General features: G+C 47.1%; 18 protein-coding genes. All 18 read right to left on the bottom strand.

Going from position 1 to position 17,984, the window contains the following annotated elements:
• Positions 1-150: 150 nt before the first annotated feature.
• The 18 genes from SB752_RS05070 to mce all read right to left on the bottom strand — a co-directional run bounded on the left by SB752_RS05070 (position 151) and on the right by mce (position 17,919).
• Complete coding sequence (locus SB752_RS05070) at positions 151-1,110, bottom strand: ABC transporter ATP-binding protein (protein ID WP_410714619.1); 960 nt, start codon at positions 1,108-1,110, stop codon at positions 151-153.
• Between the two features lie 15 nt (positions 1,111-1,125).
• Positions 1,126-2,121, bottom strand: a complete 996-nt coding sequence (locus SB752_RS05075) for an ABC transporter ATP-binding protein (RefSeq protein WP_410714620.1) — start codon at positions 2,119-2,121, stop codon at positions 1,126-1,128.
• 19 nt (positions 2,122-2,140) lie between these two features.
• Positions 2,141-3,058, bottom strand: a complete 918-nt coding sequence (locus SB752_RS05080) for an ABC transporter permease (RefSeq protein ID WP_410714621.1) — start codon at positions 3,056-3,058, stop codon at positions 2,141-2,143.
• 6 nt (positions 3,059-3,064) lie between these two features.
• A complete protein-coding gene (locus tag SB752_RS05085) occupies positions 3,065-3,997 on the bottom strand; it encodes an ABC transporter permease (RefSeq protein WP_410714622.1) in 933 nt (310 codons plus the stop codon).
• A gap of 247 nt (positions 3,998-4,244) precedes the next feature.
• Positions 4,245-5,900, bottom strand: a complete 1,656-nt coding sequence (locus tag SB752_RS05090; protein WP_410714623.1) for a peptide ABC transporter substrate-binding protein — start codon at positions 5,898-5,900, stop codon at positions 4,245-4,247.
• Between the two features lie 112 nt (positions 5,901-6,012).
• Positions 6,013-6,483, bottom strand: a complete 471-nt coding sequence (locus SB752_RS05095; protein WP_410714624.1) for an Lrp/AsnC family transcriptional regulator — start codon at positions 6,481-6,483, stop codon at positions 6,013-6,015.
• Between the two features lie 331 nt (positions 6,484-6,814).
• Positions 6,815-8,119, bottom strand: coding sequence for a pyrimidine-nucleoside phosphorylase (locus SB752_RS05100; protein ID WP_410714625.1), 1,305 nt, complete (start codon positions 8,117-8,119; stop codon positions 6,815-6,817).
• A gap of 26 nt (positions 8,120-8,145) precedes the next feature.
• A complete protein-coding gene (locus tag SB752_RS05105) occupies positions 8,146-8,955 on the bottom strand; it encodes a purine-nucleoside phosphorylase (RefSeq protein ID WP_410714626.1) in 810 nt (269 codons plus the stop codon).
• Between the two features lie 57 nt (positions 8,956-9,012).
• Positions 9,013-10,185 (bottom strand): phosphopentomutase, encoded by a 1,173-nt coding sequence (deoB, locus tag SB752_RS05110; RefSeq protein WP_410714627.1) that lies wholly within the window; start codon positions 10,183-10,185, stop codon positions 9,013-9,015.
• Between the two features lie 164 nt (positions 10,186-10,349).
• Positions 10,350-11,237 (bottom strand): site-specific tyrosine recombinase XerD, encoded by an 888-nt coding sequence (xerD, locus tag SB752_RS05115; protein ID WP_410714628.1) that lies wholly within the window; start codon positions 11,235-11,237, stop codon positions 10,350-10,352.
• A gap of 89 nt (positions 11,238-11,326) precedes the next feature.
• Positions 11,327-11,566, bottom strand: coding sequence for a YqzK family protein (locus SB752_RS05120; RefSeq protein ID WP_103105323.1), 240 nt, complete (start codon positions 11,564-11,566; stop codon positions 11,327-11,329).
• A 180-nt stretch (positions 11,567-11,746) separates the two neighbouring features.
• The gene (gene fur / locus SB752_RS05125) at positions 11,747-12,211 is read right to left on the bottom strand and encodes a ferric iron uptake transcriptional regulator (RefSeq protein WP_049740193.1); all 465 of its coding nucleotides are present in this window, start codon (positions 12,209-12,211) and stop codon (positions 11,747-11,749) included.
• Between the two features lie 94 nt (positions 12,212-12,305).
• Positions 12,306-12,932: a stage II sporulation protein M gene (gene spoIIM / locus SB752_RS05130; protein WP_410714629.1), complete on the bottom strand. Its 627-nt coding sequence runs from the start codon at positions 12,930-12,932 to the stop codon at positions 12,306-12,308.
• A 78-nt stretch (positions 12,933-13,010) separates the two neighbouring features.
• Positions 13,011-14,183, bottom strand: coding sequence for an endonuclease Q family protein (locus SB752_RS05135; protein ID WP_410714738.1), 1,173 nt, complete (start codon positions 14,181-14,183; stop codon positions 13,011-13,013).
• A gap of 4 nt (positions 14,184-14,187) precedes the next feature.
• Positions 14,188-14,745, bottom strand: a complete 558-nt coding sequence (locus tag SB752_RS05140; RefSeq protein WP_410714630.1) for an NUDIX domain-containing protein — start codon at positions 14,743-14,745, stop codon at positions 14,188-14,190.
• A 157-nt stretch (positions 14,746-14,902) separates the two neighbouring features.
• A complete protein-coding gene (locus SB752_RS05145; protein ID WP_410714631.1) occupies positions 14,903-16,096 on the bottom strand; it encodes a DUF3866 family protein in 1,194 nt (397 codons plus the stop codon).
• 134 nt (positions 16,097-16,230) lie between these two features.
• The gene (locus SB752_RS05150; RefSeq protein ID WP_410714632.1) at positions 16,231-17,352 is read right to left on the bottom strand and encodes a M20/M25/M40 family metallo-hydrolase; all 1,122 of its coding nucleotides are present in this window, start codon (positions 17,350-17,352) and stop codon (positions 16,231-16,233) included.
• Positions 17,353-17,487: 135 nt separating this feature from the next.
• Entirely contained in the window at positions 17,488-17,919 is a 432-nt protein-coding gene (mce, locus tag SB752_RS05155) for a methylmalonyl-CoA epimerase (protein ID WP_410714633.1), read from the bottom strand.
• Between the last annotated feature and the right edge of the window lie 65 nt (positions 17,920-17,984).

The raw sequence follows: 17,984 nt of genomic DNA on the forward strand, positions 1-17,984 counted from the left end.
ATCGATGGTTTCCCAAGGAAGAGCGACCGCGTTTTACCGGAAGGTTTCTATGCGCTCCAGAATTCATAAGCGGCTCGCTTATAAATTCCTATTCGTTAAAAAAAGCGAGTTCCTGGCCACGCATAGCCTGGGAACCCGCTTGTCTGAAGATTAGTTATACAAATGGCATGCTGCAAAGTGACCAGGCTCTATTTCTTTCCACACAGGCACCGAAGCTGCGCATTCTGGCATTGCTTTCGGGCAGCGTGTACGGAAATGGCAACCGCTTGGCGGATTCATAGGGCTTGGTACATCGCCTTGGAGGACAATACGCTCACGATTGCGTTCAACCTCTGGATCTGGAATCGGAATCGCTGACAGCAGGGCTTGCGTGTACGGATGCAACGGCTTCTCGTACAGGGCATCGCTTTCAGCCAGCTCTACCATTTTGCCCAGATACATAACAGCAACACGGTCAGAAATATATTTTACCATGGACAAGTCATGGGCAATGAACATGTAGGTCAGGCCCATTTTTTCTTGCAATTGCTCAAGAAGGTTAACAACCTGTGCCTGAACAGAAACGTCCAAAGCAGAGATTGGCTCGTCACAAACAATGAATTTAGGCTCTACTGCCAAAGCACGAGCGATCCCGATCCGCTGGCGCTGACCGCCGGAGAATTCATGCGGAAAACGGTTCATATGCTCAGGATTCAAGCTAACCAAGGAAAGCAGCTCCTGGATGCGCTCCTTGCGCTTTTGACCAGACGCCAAGCCATGAATGTCCAAGGCCTCGCCAATGATATCGCCGACTGTCATACGCGGATTCAAGGACGCGTACGGGTCTTGGAATATCATTTGCATGTTGCGGCGCATAGCCTTCATTTCATGGTTGTTCAAATTCATGATGCTCTTTCCTTCAAACAAGACGTCCCCGCCAGTAGCGTCGTACAGACGAAGAAGCGTGCGACCGGCAGTGGATTTCCCACAGCCGGACTCTCCTACAACTCCCAATGTTTCTCCTCGTTTAATTTCAAACGAGATATCATTCACAGCTTTCAGAGTATTGTCGCCAATGGAAAAGAACTTTTTAAGGTTGCGGACTTCAATCAATGTATCACGGTTATCCATTGTGTACCCCTCCTCCTACGATCCTGCGCGGTTCTGAGCAAGCGGATGCTGCAGCCAGCAAGCTGCTCGTTGGGACGTGCTGACTTCGTTCAGCTCAGGATCAATCTCCTGACATACACGCATCGCTGATTCACAGCGCGCCGTAAATCCACAGCCAACTGGTGGACGCAGAAGATCCGGTGGCGTACCGAAAATAGGAGTCAGTGGCTCATCACGATTCAGGTCGAGACGTGGGACAGAGCGCAACAATCCTTTGGTATAAGGATGTTGAGGATTGTAGAAAATGTCGTCTACTGTTCCAGTTTCAATCACTTTACCAGCGTACATAACGATAACGCGGTCGCACATCTCAGCAACTACACCCAAGTCATGCGTAATCAGGATAATGGAAGTACCTGTTTTCTTTTGCAGGTCTTTCATCAAATCCAAAATTTGAGCCTGAATGGTTACATCCAAAGCCGTTGTTGGCTCATCTGCAATCAACAGCTTGGGCGAACAGGACAGCGCGATGGCAATCATCGCACGCTGACGCATACCACCGGAGAACTCGTGTGGATATTGCTCCACACGTTTTTCCGGCTGAGGGATACCAACCATCGCAAGCAGCTCGATTGCACGATCACGTGCAGCAGAGCGAGACATGTTTTGGTGCTTAATTAATCCCTCTGTAATCTGATTCCCAATCGTCATGGTTGGGTTCAGAGAAGTCATTGGATCCTGGAAGATCATCCCGATCTCTTTACCGCGAATCGCTTCCATTTGTTTATTTGTCTTATGGACGAGATTATCTCCATTGAAGAGAATTTCACCCTTTTTAATATCTCCTGGTGGCAATGGAATCAGCTTCATCAAGGTTTGAGCGGTTACGGATTTACCGCAACCGGACTCCCCTACGATTGCTACTGCTTCTCCACGGTTCACGTGAAAATTAACGCCACGTACTGCTTTTACTTCCCCTGCATACGTATGGAAGGATACATGCAGGTCTTTTACGTCTAGAATGCGTTCCATAACGATGATCCCTCCTAAATTATTTACGCAGGCGTGGGTCTACTGCATCTCGCAGACCGTCACCAAACAAGTTGAATGCCAAAATGGTTACGGAAATGAAGACCGCCGGGAACATCAAGCGCCACGGATAATACTTCATGGCAGGCAAGCCTTCATTTGACATCGTTCCCCACGATGCAATCGGAGCCGCTACTCCCAAACCAATAAAGGAAAGGAAGGATTCTGCAAAGATCGCAGACGGAACAGTCAAGCTAAGTGTTACGATAATCGGACCCAAAGCATTTGGAATCAAGTGTTTGAAGATCAGACGGTTACTGTCTGCACCAAGTGAGCGTGCTGCTAAGACGAATTCCTGATTCTTCAGCTGTAGCATCTGACCACGTACGATCCGGGCCATCCCAATCCATCCGGTTATCGTTAAGGCGATAATAATCGTCCCGACCCCCGGTTCTAACACAACCATGAGCAAAATGACAACAAGCAGGTAAGGAATTGCGAACAAGATATCAGCGATACGCATCATTACTTCATCGACTCTGCCACCATAGAAACCGGCGATACCGCCCCAAATCACACCGATAATGAGGTCGATAAATGCTGCAGCCAAACCTACCTCAAGGGAAATGCGTGCTCCGTACCAAATACGCACGAACACATCGCGTCCCAAATCGTCTGTACCAAACCAGTGTTCAGCAGATGGCTTTTTGTTCTTGCCAGCCAGATCTGTTGTAAAATAATCGTTATGTGTAACCAGAGGTATTACAATCGCACAAACAAGCAACGCTACGATAAAAATCATAGAAGCCATTGCTACTTTATTCATTTTCAATCGACGCCATACGTCTGACCAGAAAGAGAGACTAGGACGCTTGATTGCTTCTGCTTGACGGAGGTCAACCGAAATCGGCTCGAAATGCTCTTTAGTCAATTGCTGCATGTCTCATTACTCCTTTCCTGAGTCCGACAACTTGATACGCGGGTCTACCAAGGTATACGCGATGTCTACGATCAGAATCATCACTACCAAGATGATGGAATAGAATACGGTCGTTCCCATGATAACGGTGTAGTCACGGTTTGTAATGGAAAGAACGAATTCACGTCCCAGACCAGGTACACCGAAGATACGCTCAATAACAAACGCACCAGTGAGGATACCTGCGATCAATGGACCCAAGTAGGTAATAACAGGCAAGAGCGCATTGCGAATTGCGTGTCTGACAGTAATGGCGAAGCTATGCAAGCCTTTGGCTTTCGCCGTTTTAATATAATCTTGGCCGAGTACCTCGATCATGTTGGAACGAGTCAAGCGAGCGATAAACGCCATCGGAGAAGCTGCGAGCGCCAAGGATGGGAGAATGGTATATGAAAACCCTTCCCATTTCGCAATTGGCAACAGTCCCCAGTTGATTGCAAATACGTACTGATAAAAGGAAGCCAAGATAAAGCTCGGAACGGATAGACCCAAAACTGCCAGGATCATTGCTGAAAAGTCTTGCCACTTGTTATGCTTTAATGCGGCAATCACGCCAAGAATAATACCACCGAAAATGGCCAGCAATAATGCTTGTGCTCCCAAGTGAGCTGAGACAGGAAAACCACGGTTGATCATTTCATTGACCGTCGAGGATTTTTCCGTAAAGGATGGACCCAAGTCCCAAGTAGCGACACCCTTCAAATAGTTGAAATATTGCTCGTGCATCGGCAGGTTAAGCTTGTACTTAGCCTCTAATGCCGCTTTGATCTCATCTGGAACATTTTTCTCCGAAGTAAATGGGCCACCAGGTACTGCTTTCATAATGAAGAAGGTGGCCGTTACGATCAAGAAAAGCGAGATGAGCATGAAGATGATGCGCTTACCAAGATAACGGATCAACTAACTTACCCCCTTGACAGATTTTGAATGCTTTCACGTCCCATGTTTACACTGCGGACGTTACCGACACAGTGCACACATCGGCTGTGTAAATAACCCTAATGATCTCTTGCGATAATTTCTCTCTCTATTTTCTCTTGGATGGCTTTCATGCCATCTGGTATATATGGGAAGGGTTTGCAAAGCAGAAGGTATATGGGCTTGCCATATACCCCCTACTGCATGACCCGATTCCTTTTAGAAAATCTTACTCAATTTTAGCCCATTTCCAGTCAACGTCACCCAGACCGCCAATTACGATGTCCTTAACTTTTGGATTTTGTACCCAAGAGTTGGTGTAGAAGTAGATTGGCATGATTGGCATATCATCCATGAGGATTTGCTCTGCATCAGCCAGAATTTTCTTGCGTTTCTCTGGATCAGCTTCAAGCGCGGATTGGTTCAGGAGCTCTTTGTATTTTGGATTTTCCCAACGAGTATCGTTGTTTCCGCCCATTTTTTCTTTATACAGCTCCAGGAAGTTGATTGGATCGTTGAAATCGCCGAGCCAGCCCATGCGTCCCACCTGGAAGTTACCGTTGTGCATATCTTCTAGGTATACTTTCCATTCTTTGTTTTCCAGTTTTACGTCTACACCAAGATGTTTCTTCCATTGGTCTTGGATGGCCTCAGCAATTTTCTTGTGACCCTCAGACGTATTGTAAGACAAAGTTATGGCAGGTAGCTTAGTTAAGCCCGCTTCTTTCAAGCCTTCTTCCAGGAGCTTTTTCGCTTCTTCTAAATCGTTATCTTTGAAGTAGCCATTTGGATTCAGTACCATGGATGGTGGTACTGCACCAGTTGCAGGGATTTGTCCCGTTTGCAGAATATTATCAATCAGGGATTTACGATCAATTGAATAAGCGAACGCTTTGCGAATCTTCACGTTATTGAACGGAGCCTTTTCTGTGTTGAACTTGTACCAGTAAGTACCTGCAATTGGCTGAGTCGTGATTTTGCCTTGATCCTTCAGCGCTGGAATAGCGTCTGTAGGCAGCGAGCTCATTGGAGCTCCAGCCCAATCCAATTCACCGTTTTCAAACATGGACAATTCGGTGTTTTCGTCCTCTACCATGGAGAATTCGATGCGATCTAGCTTAACTGTATCTTTATCCCAGTAGTTGTCGTTTTTCACGAGCACGAGCTTGCTCTTGTGCTCCCAAGTTTCCATTTTGAAAGGACCGTTACCAACGTGGGTTTTTGCTTCTCCTGCCCACTTCGCATTGGCATCAATCACTTTTTTGTTAACTGGGAAGTAAGTAGGGAATGCAGTCAGCTCCAGGAAGAACGGAGTTGGATTCTCTAGTTTGACTTCCAGTGTCTTACCGTCGAGTGCCTTCACACCAACATCATCAAGTGATACTTCTTTTTTGTTCGCTTTTTCCCCGTTTTTCACATAGTAGAGCTGGTATGCGTAGTTGGAAGCTGTTACCGGATCCAACGCGCGTTTCCATGCATATTCGAAGTCTTTGGCTGTAACAGGATCACCATTGCTCCATTTTGCATCTCTGATTTTGAAGGTGTAAGTCAGCATGTCTTCAGAAATGGTGTAGCTTTCAGCAGCGGACTCATGAGCTTTTCCGTCTGCTCCAATGCGGGTGAGACCGTCAAAGGTAGCGCGGATAATTGCTGCGGAAGTCGTATCCTCAGAGATTCCTGGGTCAGCTGTAGGCGGCTCGGAGTGCAGGTTCATTTTCAGCACTTGTGGCTTCGCCTCTGCTGCTGGAGTCGATGGTGCAGCTGGTTGAGAATTAGCAGGTTGTTCAGCAGGCGGTGTTGTTGCTTGTTGGCCTCCGCCGCAACCAGCCAGAGCCGTTCCTAGTACAGCAATAGAGCTTACCAATGCAAATATGTTCTTTTTCAACGCAATAACCCCCAGTACGTTTTCTTTTTTGTCTTTTTTCAGAAAATAAAGGACGAAAAAAACGAACATAACGCGAAGTATCTTGACTTCGGCTGGAAGGCATCAACCCCTTTCACTGCAGGGTCACCTCGTCATCCTGAACGAAAGAGAAGGAATCTTTGTACTGCTTCAGTTCCAGAGAAACATCCGCTGCTGCAATCCCTTCAATTTGAGAGAGTCGTTCGTTGACGAAAGTGATCAGCTCATCATTGCTATGGAAACACGCTTGTATGATCAAGTCGTGCTTGCCGCTGAAAGCGCCCACAAATCGCACGGCAGAAAATTTGCTCAACTCTGCTGCGACACTTTTCTGCAATCCCAGCTTTGTGGTTAACCCGATGATTGCCTGTACATGTAAGCCTAGTTTCTCCGGGTCAGGGTGAATCACGAATTGAAAGACTCCATCTTGTAACAGGCGGGTGATGCGAGATCGAATGGTTCCCTCGCTCACGCCAAGTTGATGTGCGATCTCTGTATACGGGATTCGACCGTCTTCCTGGAGGATTTGCAGAATCTGCTTGTCAACATGGTCTAGCTTTTTCATAAATACGATTTTTGGGGAACCTCCATCCTTTTTTTACGAAATTCGAAAAAATCTTATAGATATTGTCTGTACATTAAAAGTAATCCGAAATGATAGCGGTGTCAACGAAATTTGACAAGTAGAATAATAAAACTTTATAAAGTCAATCCGAACAATAAAATATTTTTGATATTATCAACCACGCAGTTAATAACTATTATTGAATATGAAAATGCTGATTTAATCAACTATTTTTTCTCGGAAAACTGTATTTTTAAACGTGGAAGGGGTATGCACATTTGCTATGCAACACCCCTTTTTTCTTTACTGATCAACTAAAAACCACGCTCTATTAATCAATAATTTTGTAAATGAGTGGTTGCTCTTCTGGAGAATTTGTCGAAATCTTGATAGCATCCTGCAACTCGTGCAGTGCATTTTGTAATAATTGCTGCTCATTTGCATGGATCGAAAGCAGAGCATCGCCCTGATGGACCTCGTCACCACGTTTTTTGTGCAGAATCAGACCTACTGCCAGATCGATTGGCATCTCTTTGGTCAATCTGCCCGCACCTAATACAACCGACGCATGACCAACCGCTTCCGCATCGATTTCCCCAATAAAGCCATCCTGTTCCGCTGTAATCGTGTGAATGATTGACGCCTGAGGTAAGCGGGCAAGGTCATAGACATCCTGTTTGTTGCCACCCTGCGCCTCTATCATCTGTGCCAGCTTTTCTACGGCCTTGCCAGTAGACATGATCTCTTGAAGCTTGCTTCGACCTTCCTCCACACTCTGAACGAGGCCACCTAGGACAAGCATGCGTGATCCGATCGACAGAGCTAGCTCCGTCAAATCACTTGGTCCACGTCCAGCCAGAGTCTCCACAGCTTCCTTCACTTCCAGAGCGTTGCCCACAGCGAAGCCCAGCGGCTGATTCATGTCGCTGATGACTGCCACTGTTTTTCTTCCAACCTGACTGCCGATCGCTACCATCGCCCGAGCCAATGTCTCTGCTTCTTCAATGCTCTTCATAAAAGCGCCTTTGCCCACTTTCACGTCAAGCAAGATCGCATCTGCACCTGCTGCGATCTTTTTGGACATAATGGAGCTCGCGATGAGTGGTACCGCCTCGACGGTGGCCGTTACATCACGAAGTGCGTACAGTTTTTTATCTGCTGGTGTCAAATTGCCTGATTGCCCGATAACAGACACACCAATATCACGTACCTGCTGCAAAAATTGCTCGCGTGTACGCTCTACCTCAAAGCCTGCAAACGATTCGAGCTTGTCGATCGTCCCGCCAGAGAATCCCAGGCCACGCCCAGACATTTTGGCCACAGGAATACCAGCAGCAGCGACTAGAGGGGCAACGACGAGTGTCGTTTTGTCTCCTACTCCACCTGTGCTGTGCTTATCTACCTTTACGCCATGCAGAGAAGACAGGTCAAGCTGCTCGCCTGACCCTGCCATCGCCATGGTTAAGTCACCTGTTTCTCGCGCAGTCATTCCGCGAAAAAAAACTGCCATCGCCCATGCGGACATTTGATAATCCGGGATGCTGCCGTCTGTGTAACCATCTACTAGAAATTGGATTTCTTCAGAAGACAGCTCGCCGCCATCCCTTTTTTTGGCAATGATATCGACCATGCGCATGCCTTAATCCCCTCCGCTTTTGTCCTTTATAGTTTGGCTACGATGCCATTTACCAGCGCCAGGAACTGTGTTTTTACTTTTTCGGTTGTCTCCATTACTTCATCATGCGACAACGGTTGTTCCAGAATTCCAGCTGCCATGTTGCTGATGCAAGAAATGCCGAGCACATTTACCCTCATGTGGCGCGCCACGATGACCTCAGGTACAGTAGACATTCCAACAGCGTCTCCGCCCAGTGTGCGCAGCATACGGATTTCTGCAGGTGTTTCGTAGCTTGGACCAAGCAAACCAGCATATACGCCCTCACGAAGCTCGATTCCTTGCTCCGCTGCTACAGCTTTTGCTACCTGACGCAGCTGTTTGGAGTATGCTTCGGACATGTCAGGAAAACGTGCACCCATTTCGTCATCGTTTGCCCCGATCAATGGGTTACGGAATGTCAGGTTGAGGTGATCAGAAATTAGCATCAGGTCACCCGGATTGTAGCTTTCGTTGATTCCACCAGCTGCATTCGTTACGATCATGGTTTCTACTCCCAAGAGCTTCATTACGCGAATCGGGAAGACAACCGCATCAAGACCGTGGCCTTCGTAAAAGTGAAAACGGCCTTGCATCGCAACGACTTGCTTACCTTGCAGCTTACCGATGATCAGCTGTCCCTTATGCCCTACTACAGTGGAAACAGTAAACCCAGGGATTTCATGGTAAGGAATGATGACCGGATTCTCGATTTCATCTGCCAATACACCTAGACCTGATCCAAGGACCAAGCCAATTGTTGGTTTTTCTGTCAATTTTGGTTGAATATACGCTACTGCCTCATGAAAATTTGCCATGATTATACACTCCTCATTTCTGTTTCTTCTATATAAATGTTTATAAACATTTAACCTTTATACACGATTGAGGAAGCTTTTCCCAATCGCAGGTGCTGGTACTCCAAAATTATCCGCAATCGTTGCACCCAAATCGGCAAACGTCTCGCGAATACCCAAATCGGTCCCTGCTGCAATCCCTTTATGGTAGGCAAGCAAAGGAACGTACTCTCTCGTATGATCGCTGCCGTGATGAACAGGGTCATTTCCGTGATCAGCGGTAATTACAAGTAGATCATTCTCCGTTAAGCCAGCCAGTATCTCAGGAATTCGTGCATCAAATTCCATCAACGCTTGTCCGTAGCCCTGAGGATCACGGCGATGACCATACTTGGCATCGAAATCAACGAGGTTTACGAAGCTAAGCCCAGTAAAGGACTCTTTCATCGTACCGAGCAGCTGATCCACTCCGTCCATGTTATCTTTCGTACGGATCGACTTGGTAATGCCTTCTTCTGCGTAAATATCGCTGATTTTCCCGATGGCAATGGACGTCAAGCCTGCGTTTTGCAGTTCGTTCATGACTGTCGGTGCAAAAGGATTGACTGAATAATCATGGCGATTGGAAGTGCGCACAAACTGACCTGGCTCTCCCACAAATGGACGTGCGATGACACGAGTTACAGCAAATTCATCCCGTAAAGTCAGCTCACGGGCAATTTCGCAAATGCGGTACAGCTCATCTAGCGGTACTACTTCTTCGTGTGCTGCTACCTGAAATACACTGTCAGCAGATGTATAGACGATGATCGCACCGGTTTCCATATGCTCAGCGCCCAGCTCGTCGAGAATGTCTGTACCAGAAGCGACCTTGTTTCCAAGCACCTTGCGCCCGATACGTTCTTCGAATTCACTAATCAGCGCAGCTGGAAAACCATCCGGGTACGTATTAAAAGGCGTAGATACATGAAGGCCCATAATCTCCCAATGTCCGGTAGTTGTGTCTTTACCCATGGAGATTTCCTGCATTTTTCCGTAGTGAGCTGTTGGTTGTGAAGCTGCTGGCACATTGCGAAGAGGTGCGATATTACCAAGACCTAGCTTCGCCAGATTTGGCAGGTGAAAATGTTCTACGCGTTCAGCGATATGCCCTAGCGTATTTGCTCCCTCATCACGAAATTTAGGAGCATCTGGTTGTTCACCGATCCCCACGCTATCCAAAACGATCAGAAATACTCGAGAAAAACGCAATGATAACGCCTCCAGTTCAAAATAATGGAATTATCTCAAGTCGTCAGACGTCTGACCTGATGTAAAAAAGGTTACCCCGCCTCGCATCAGGGCGGAGTATGTTGTACCACTATCGTACTCTTTTTATTCTCAGAAGGCCACAGTAGACCTTGATGCGTTCGCTTCTAAGCTCGCGGATGAGTCTTCGCATAGATGTCCTTGATCCGTGTCCGCGTCACATGCGTGTAAATTTGGGTCGTGGAAATGTCTGCATGACCAAGCATTTCCTGAACGGACCGCAAATCCGCTCCATTTTCCAGCAAATGAGTGGCAAATGAATGGCGCAGAGTATGCGGAGTAATCTCGGTCCGGATATTGGCTTTTAAGGCATAGCGCTTAATAATTTTCCAAAAGCCTTGGCGGGTTATTTGGTTGCCCAGATGATTCAAGAAAAGTGCGGCATCCCCTGAACCCTTCACTAGCTTTGGACGGCCTGCTTGCAAATAATGCTGTACCATTTGGATGGCAACTGAGCCCAGAGGAATAATCCTCTCCTTGGAGCCCTTCCCCATACATTTGACAAATCCCATATCCAGATTCACATCTGCCGTGTCCAAATTGACCAACTCAGAAACACGTATACCGGTCGCGTACAAAAGCTCCAGCATTGCTTTGTCTCGAAGCCCGGCAGGATGATGAACAGGCGGACTTTCCAACAGCCTTTCCACTTCCTCTATCGACAACACTTTTGGCAAGCGTTTCTCGATCTTGGGTGTTTCCAGATGTATGGAAGGGTCTTTGTCTATGTATTTATCTCGAACGAGAAACTGATAAAATGCCCGAATCGATGCCATATTCCGGGAAAGTGTAGCTGTTGCACGTCCTTTTTCCCGAAGGACGAGCAAGTACTCAATGATGTGTGTTCGCGTGGATGCCTCTATCTGCGTGATGCCTTGCTCCTGCAAATACGAGGTATAAGCTACCATGTCTCGCTGGTATGACTCCAGCGTGTTAGGAGAAAGCCCTTTTTCCACAGCAAGGAAATGGATAAAATGATCAATCAGACTGTCCATGAAGCTGTCCCCTTCAGGTGATAAGTATCCCGTATTCCATTCCACATTAATGATGAAATTCCTCCTTTTATGAGGATAAAAAAGTGGAATTACTCACCAGTCAAATAAAAAAGCTGTAATCGCGCCAAATAGCCATCCAAGTCCTGCGTCTCGGGTGCATTCACGATTTTTACTACTTTGACCGCATTTCCTTGCGGCTCTTGATAAGGATCAGTGGGCAGAAGCTTCTCGGACAATAACGTAATGATTCCGTAAGAAAGCAATGTGCACGTAATGAACAGCAGCAGGAAACGGAGCACATCCATCAGACGGCGATACGAAATTCCCATCTCTTTTCCTCCCCTTTGCTTCCCTCCATTATATGCACTTGTCCACTTCTCCATTCGGACCTAAAAAGGAAGATCCTGCATGACGTGGTTTATTACCGTTTTATGATGCCACAGGAAAACGATGACAGAAGAATTCACCTTAGGAAAAGAAAAAACTTCTCCGTTCCCAGAGAAGTTATCTTACTTAAAGTCCTCGACATTCACTTTGTCAATGCAACGGCTGCAGATTCCGTAGAAGGTCAATCGATGGTCGGTAATGTAAAAGTTATAAACATTCTTGACCTTTTCTTCTGCTGTTACAAGCAGATCTTCAAAAATTTCATCCACTGTGCCGCAATTGAGGCAGATTAAATGATGGTGGTGATAAGCTGCATTGTCATCCCGCAGGTCATATCGGGCTACCCCATCTCCAAAGTTCATTTTATGGAGGATTTTCAGTTCGCTTAAAAGCTCGAGCGTCCGGTATACCGTCGCAAGTCCTATCTCAGGAGCTTTATCCTTGACCAACAGGTAAACATCCTCAGCACTCAAGTGATCTTCTTCGTTTTCTAACAGAACGCGAACAGTGGCTTCACGCTGTGGTGTCAGCTTGTAGTTCTGTGAATGCAACTGCTGCTTGATTTTCTCTAATTTTTCTTCCAACATTAATGCCCCTCCCCGCTCGCATGAAACCTGTTCCTATTATAGTAGAGGGGCGTAGAATAAGTCAAATGCATAAGTTATTACCTGATAATTATTCTTAATTGAGTACAACCTGCATCAGTCTCGGCGATACAAACGTCTCGAACAGAGCCGCCATTGTCAAAACGCCAAGCATACACATCACAAGCACCGTGTAGCCAATAAAATGCGGCATAATATCATCCCGTTTGCTTACCAGTCTTGTCTTGATCAAGCGAAGAGAAAAAGAAATTCCGCTCACGCCAACGATGAACAACGCCGGGACAACCAACAAATTTTGAGGCAAAATACCCATCATTGCAAACGTGACACCCTGCCATTGCAGCTGGTTCACCAAAAAGCCGACTGTGAAGCCGACAACAACACCTTTTAGGAACAGCATCAACAAAATCATAGGCAGTCCGATAATGGACAAGCCAAGTACCCACATGATTGCAACAGTCTTAGCGTAAAAACCAAAAGACTCCTGAAAATGAGTACTGGTTTCTGGAATCCCCTGTTGACTTAAGCTGTTAAAAAAATATTGCAGAAATCCATACAGCTCCTGCTTTTGTGAGAGTGGCAAGGAATTGACGAGTACGGCCCCGAAAATAATGCCCATCGTAAATAGGACAATCGTAAACCAATAGAGGGATTGATGTTCTCGCGCATAGGTTTGGATGGTTTGTCCGACTCGTGAACGCACGCTACAGTCGCCTCCCGCTTTGCTGATTACTGTACAGCTTATGCGGACAAGTCTGATACTATGACTGTTTTTGCGCCCCTACGTCTTCACGATTTTTCCATACGTACCCGCCCCGCCTGCTTGCACCTGCAGTTTTCCAATGCGTGCCTGAACGATCAGCCTTGCAATTTTGTCTCCGGTTACCATTGCCAGCTCCTGCTCACTGACACGGTGGAGAACGTTCATTTGTGTTCCAAAGGATTGATACAGCTTCTCCAACATTTTGGGTCCCACGCCCGGAATAAAATCGAGTGGAACCTGCTCCACATAAGGAGGACGATGAGCGGGATGCTCGCCAGGCATGCGATCAGCCAGCTGTTCAATCCGAGCTGCTACTCCTCGCACCACCCTTTTATGTCCACACTCGGGACATCTGCCAGCTACATCTGCCGGCAGCTGCGATTGACAGCCCTGACAAGCTGTTTGATGGTATTTACCAAGCTCTGGATGCAATCCGTAGTTTATGCTGACGTGTCTGCCATCTATCCTGCGAATCGCTTTTTCCCATTCGGTAAATGATCTTTCTGCCATCATCATCGCTTGATACTCGCGACCGATTTTTCCGAGCGAATGAGCGTCAGAGTTGGTCAAAAAGGTTTTGTCTTGCAGCTCCAAAAGGGTATCCGCCATTTCTGCATTCGCACTCAGCCCTAGTTCCACAGCATAAATAAGTGTTGGGTCGAGTACATCTGCCATCGCATCTGTACAGCTTCCGTACAAGCCTTTGTGAGGAGTAAAAATGTGCGCAGGGATGACAAGGCCCCCTAGGTCTTTTACACATGACTGCAACTCTGTTAGCTTTGCACGAATACGTTGAGAGCTTAGGTGGACGTTTTTACATCTGACAGAGAGCCAGCGTGTAAACTCCTGCATTTCTTTGAGCCTGGGCAGATAGACCAAAAAATGCGCTTCTCCACGACCTTCTTCCTTAATCTCCACTTCGCAGCCAAGCAGCAGCACCGTCTCTTTGTAGACGATACCCCCATCCTTATGCTCGCTTGCCGTGCCTCTTTCTAATAACTCAAGGAGTTCCTCTTGTACCTCAGGAGAATGCGAATCGATAATACCGATTACATCCATTCCTTTTTTCTCCGATGCCTCTTCCATGATTTTAGTCAGTGTCATGTGGCGAGATGCTGTTATTTTTACGGGTTTACCGCTCCTTGTACCCCCGATATGGATGTGCATGTCACAGAAATACGATTGTAGCAGGGCGTTATCCACGGTTACGCAGCACCATGTTTTCCCAAGCAAATAAGGCAACGACTGTTTTAGCATCGCGGATTTCCCCTGAGCGATGCAGCTCGTGTGCCTCCTCCAATGTCAGCTCCAGAACATCGACGAACTCGTCCTCATCTGGACGGCTCTCTCCTTTTGTCAATTCTGTCGCGACATAAACATATAACAGCTCGTCTGCAAAGCCTGGCGAGGTGTAGAACGAGCTCAGGAGCGAATAATTTTTGGCCACGTACCCTGTTTCTTCTTCCAGCTCACGTTTTGCACAAGTTAGCGGTTCTTCCCCTATTTCCAGCTTCCCTGCAGGAATTTCTACAATTGTACATTCCAATGGCTTGCGGAATTGACGAACGACAACCATTTTCCCATCATCGGTTAAAGGCAAAACAGCGACTGCCCCCGGATGGTTAACGATCTCCCGCTTGGCGGTGTTGCCATTTGGCAGCAGAACCTCATCTACTTTCACTTTAATGATTCGGCCGTCATAAATAGGCTGACTTGCGATTGTCTTCTCGTATAAATGCTCGTATTTGCTCACAACTATCATCCTTTTTTCTAAAGTAGTTCTAATCCGGTACTCTCCCCCATAAGTTGGGAGCATGAAGCTTGTCCACACTTATTGTATCGGAGGAGATCACAGATGAAAACCTATGTAGATGAAAAGCAGCTGCGCATGGTGGGGAAAGCATGGGAAATCAGAGCGGCTCTTCGCTCTTGGTCAAAAAAAGACTTACCTCTGCAAGAATATTTGGCGAGGAGAACCAATACGGATCGCAGGTAAACGACTCTTGCTGCCATGTACGAAATCTGAGAACGTGGTCGACTGCAAGAACGGCCGTTTGAAAAGGCACTGGGTCCTCCTGCCAGCTTCTTCCCATCGTTGAAAAGGACAAGCCATAGGTCCCTTCAAGTGCATTCAACCGGTCCAGACTTGCTATGGTTCCCCAAACGACGCCATGCTGATTTCGCTTGCACAGCGCGGACACTTGCTGCTCTAAATGAAAATCTCTGTGATCTCCCAGTCTGGGTATAGAAAGCACCACAGGGCGAAGGGCGTAACGCCCCAGAACTACACTCGTGTGATGACTCAGCCCGTAATGGCGATTGCGTACGTCAGAAAAGCTGATTCGTGGAATATAAAAAGGAATTCCTCCCAAAGCTGACACGGCATGAATCACCTCGGCCAGCTGGACTCCTGAAAAGCCATAAGAGGTACCCGTCCCTGCAACACCTGGCCCCAGCATACAGACGATGATCGTCGCACTCTCGATATGCTTTGCTGCTAGTAAGGCACTATGTATGGTAACCGCTTCATAATCCCCACCCCACGCATGTCCCGCTGTCACAGTTGCCGATAGCTTCTCTGTCTTCCTCAAATGATGGACATGCCTGCTGAGCGCGAGCGGCAATGATGCTCCATCTGGCATCACATACACGATCTGTTCCTTTGCATTCTTTTCTTTTATTGCCTCGACTGTAACAGGTAGCATGCTATGGAGCTCACTGATGACAACTGGCGTTCCTTCCAACGATAAGTCTTCCCGCTTAAACAACTCATGGTAGGGGCTGTTCTGTTCTTCTACTGTATCTACAGCGAGCTGCCAGGGGGCATAGCGCATTTTCATAATGTGTCCCCATTCGCTTGGCGCTACATCCCGTTCTCTCATCGTATTTTCTTTACCTACTACGAGATGAAAGCCTCCTGTCCCCAGCTGCAAGCGAACAGCAGTCGTATTTACCAGCAAGTGATCTCCTAGAGAATAGCTTTCCTCACCAAAGGAAATAGCCTGCTCAATATGTTGGCTTCCCTCGACCTGAACACTCAGGATTTGCATACCCTCCCGTTGTTCCACTACGCCGGTGACAGTCGCTGTTACCAGTTGAAGCATTTTCTTCCCCCATTTCCCGTGCAGCTTGCCCCTCTCGTATAGTCTATGTTCCAGATAGCTTGCCCCAATCATCAAAGATTGGTTTTGGTGATCAAAAAAAGCCGGGACTATATGTCAGTCCCGACTCGCATTTATTATTCTTGCACTTCAGCGATGATGGCGAGCACCAGCTCAGCTGCTTTGTTCAGCTCTGCAATTGGCATACGCTCGTTTTTGGTATGGATCTCTTCGTACCCAATCGCGAAGTTAACGCTTGGGATGTTGTAGCCGTTAAAGACGTTTCCGTCGCTTCCGCCGCCACTTGCAACCAGCTCAGGATTGCGCTCAACGCGTTTTACAGCGGCAATTGCTTTTTTCACTACTGGCGTTTCTTCGTTGTACTTGTAGCCATGATACATGAAAATGACATCATTCTCGCAAGTAGCACCGTACTCAGCTGCTGCTTCCTCGAAAGCCGTTGTCATTTTCTTTACTTGCGCTTCCAGCTTGTCCATTACAAGGCTGCGCGCCTCAGACCATACTTCTACATAGTCAGTGACGATATTGTAGGCTTTACCACCCTCGAAACGACCGATATTTGCAGTCGTGTCCGCATCGATACGCCCAAGTGGCATACGAGAGATTGCTTTACTCGCTACAGAGATCGCACTAATGCCATCTTCCGGATTTACGCCAGCATGAGCTGCTTTTCCATGGATCTTGGTAACGATGCGGTATTGTCCGGCACCTGCGGAAGTAATTTTGCCAACTGGACCTTCGGAGTCGAGGATAAAGCCCATTTCTGCTTTCAGCAGGCTGGAATCCATTGCACGGGAACCAACCAGTCCAGACTCTTCACCGACAGTCAATACAACCTGGATCGTTGAGTGAGTCAGGTTTTGCTCCTTCATGGTACGAATTCCTTCGAAAATAGCAGCGATCCCTGCTTTGTCATCTGCGCCCAAAATCGTTGTGCCATCGGAATAAGCGTAACCGTCACGGATTTGCGGCTTGATGCCATTTCCCGGAACGACCGTATCCATGTGGCTGCTGAACAGAATGGCAGGTCCTTTGCCTGTCGCTTCCAGTGTTGCAATCAGGTTGTTGGCGCCATGTCCCGTTTTTGCAGCAGCGTCGTCTTCCTCAACAGTGAAACCCATGTCAACCAATTTTTGCTTCAGCACTTTGTTGATTTCAGCTTCGTTTTTTGTTTCGCTGTCAATCTGGACGAGCTCCAAAAACTCATTCAACAAACGTTCTTCGTTGATCTTACTCACACTCGTTACCTCCCAAATCAAAGCCCGATTTTGGTACATATTCACAAGTTCCAGTATACCGCAAAAAATTTTTTTCTACCATTGAAACACAAATCAATCTTACCGATTGCTCTAATCATGAATCCACATGTCAAGTCAACCCTCGTGATCCTCTTGAGGATATTGACAGAGCTCGTATAGGACTCCGCCCGCCGCTTTCGGATGCAAAAACCCGATTTGGGCATGATGCGCCCCTTCTTTAGGCTGCTCATGGATAAGCGGTACTCCTTGTTCCTTTAGATGGATCAAGCGTTCTTTTACATCGTCTACATCAAGGGCGATATGGTGGATTCCTTCCCCGCGCTTTTCGATAAACTTGGCAATTGGACTCTGATCAGAAAGCGGCTCCAATAGCTCAATTCGGCTTTCACCAATTTGCAAAAAAGCGACCTTCACCTGTTCACTTTCTACCTCTTCCGTTCCTACAAGGCTTAGCCCCAAATGATTCGTGTAAAAAGGAAGTGCTTGTTCAAGACTTTTTACAGCGATACCGATGTGGGCAATTTTGTTAGGAGCTTTCACTGTCATCTTCCTCTCTTTTTTACTGCGCTATTTGTATCTATGTTTGACCGTTTTCGTAAATATGGACAATC

Source organism: Brevibacillus sp. SIMBA_040 (assembly GCF_046535075.1).
In the GTDB taxonomy this organism is placed as follows: Bacteria; Bacillota; Bacilli; order Brevibacillales; family Brevibacillaceae; genus Brevibacillus.

Coding starts and splice junctions, on each gene's coding strand:
- SB752_RS05070 (WP_410714619.1), bottom strand. CDS start 1,110: ATGGATAACCGTGATACATTGATTGAAGTCCGCAACCTTAAAAAGTTC.
- SB752_RS05075 (WP_410714620.1), bottom strand. CDS start 2,121: ATGGAACGCATTCTAGACGTAAAAGACCTGCATGTATCCTTCCATACG.
- SB752_RS05080 (WP_410714621.1), bottom strand. CDS start 3,058: ATGCAGCAATTGACTAAAGAGCATTTCGAGCCGATTTCGGTTGACCTC.
- SB752_RS05095 (WP_410714624.1), bottom strand. CDS start 6,483: ATGAAAAAGCTAGACCATGTTGACAAGCAGATTCTGCAAATCCTCCAG.
- SB752_RS05100 (WP_410714625.1), bottom strand. CDS start 8,119: ATGCGCATGGTCGATATCATTGCCAAAAAAAGGGATGGCGGCGAGCTG.
- SB752_RS05105 (WP_410714626.1), bottom strand. CDS start 8,955: ATGGCAAATTTTCATGAGGCAGTAGCGTATATTCAACCAAAATTGACA.
- xerD (WP_410714628.1), bottom strand. CDS start 11,237: ATGGACAGTCTGATTGATCATTTTATCCATTTCCTTGCTGTGGAAAAA.
- SB752_RS05120 (WP_103105323.1), bottom strand. CDS start 11,566: ATGGGAATTTCGTATCGCCGTCTGATGGATGTGCTCCGTTTCCTGCTG.
- fur (WP_049740193.1), bottom strand. CDS start 12,211: ATGTTGGAAGAAAAATTAGAGAAAATCAAGCAGCAGTTGCATTCACAG.
- SB752_RS05145 (WP_410714631.1), bottom strand. CDS start 16,096: ATGCTTCAACTGGTAACAGCGACTGTCACCGGCGTAGTGGAACAACGG.
- mce (WP_410714633.1), bottom strand. CDS start 17,919: ATGACAGTGAAAGCTCCTAACAAAATTGCCCACATCGGTATCGCTGTA.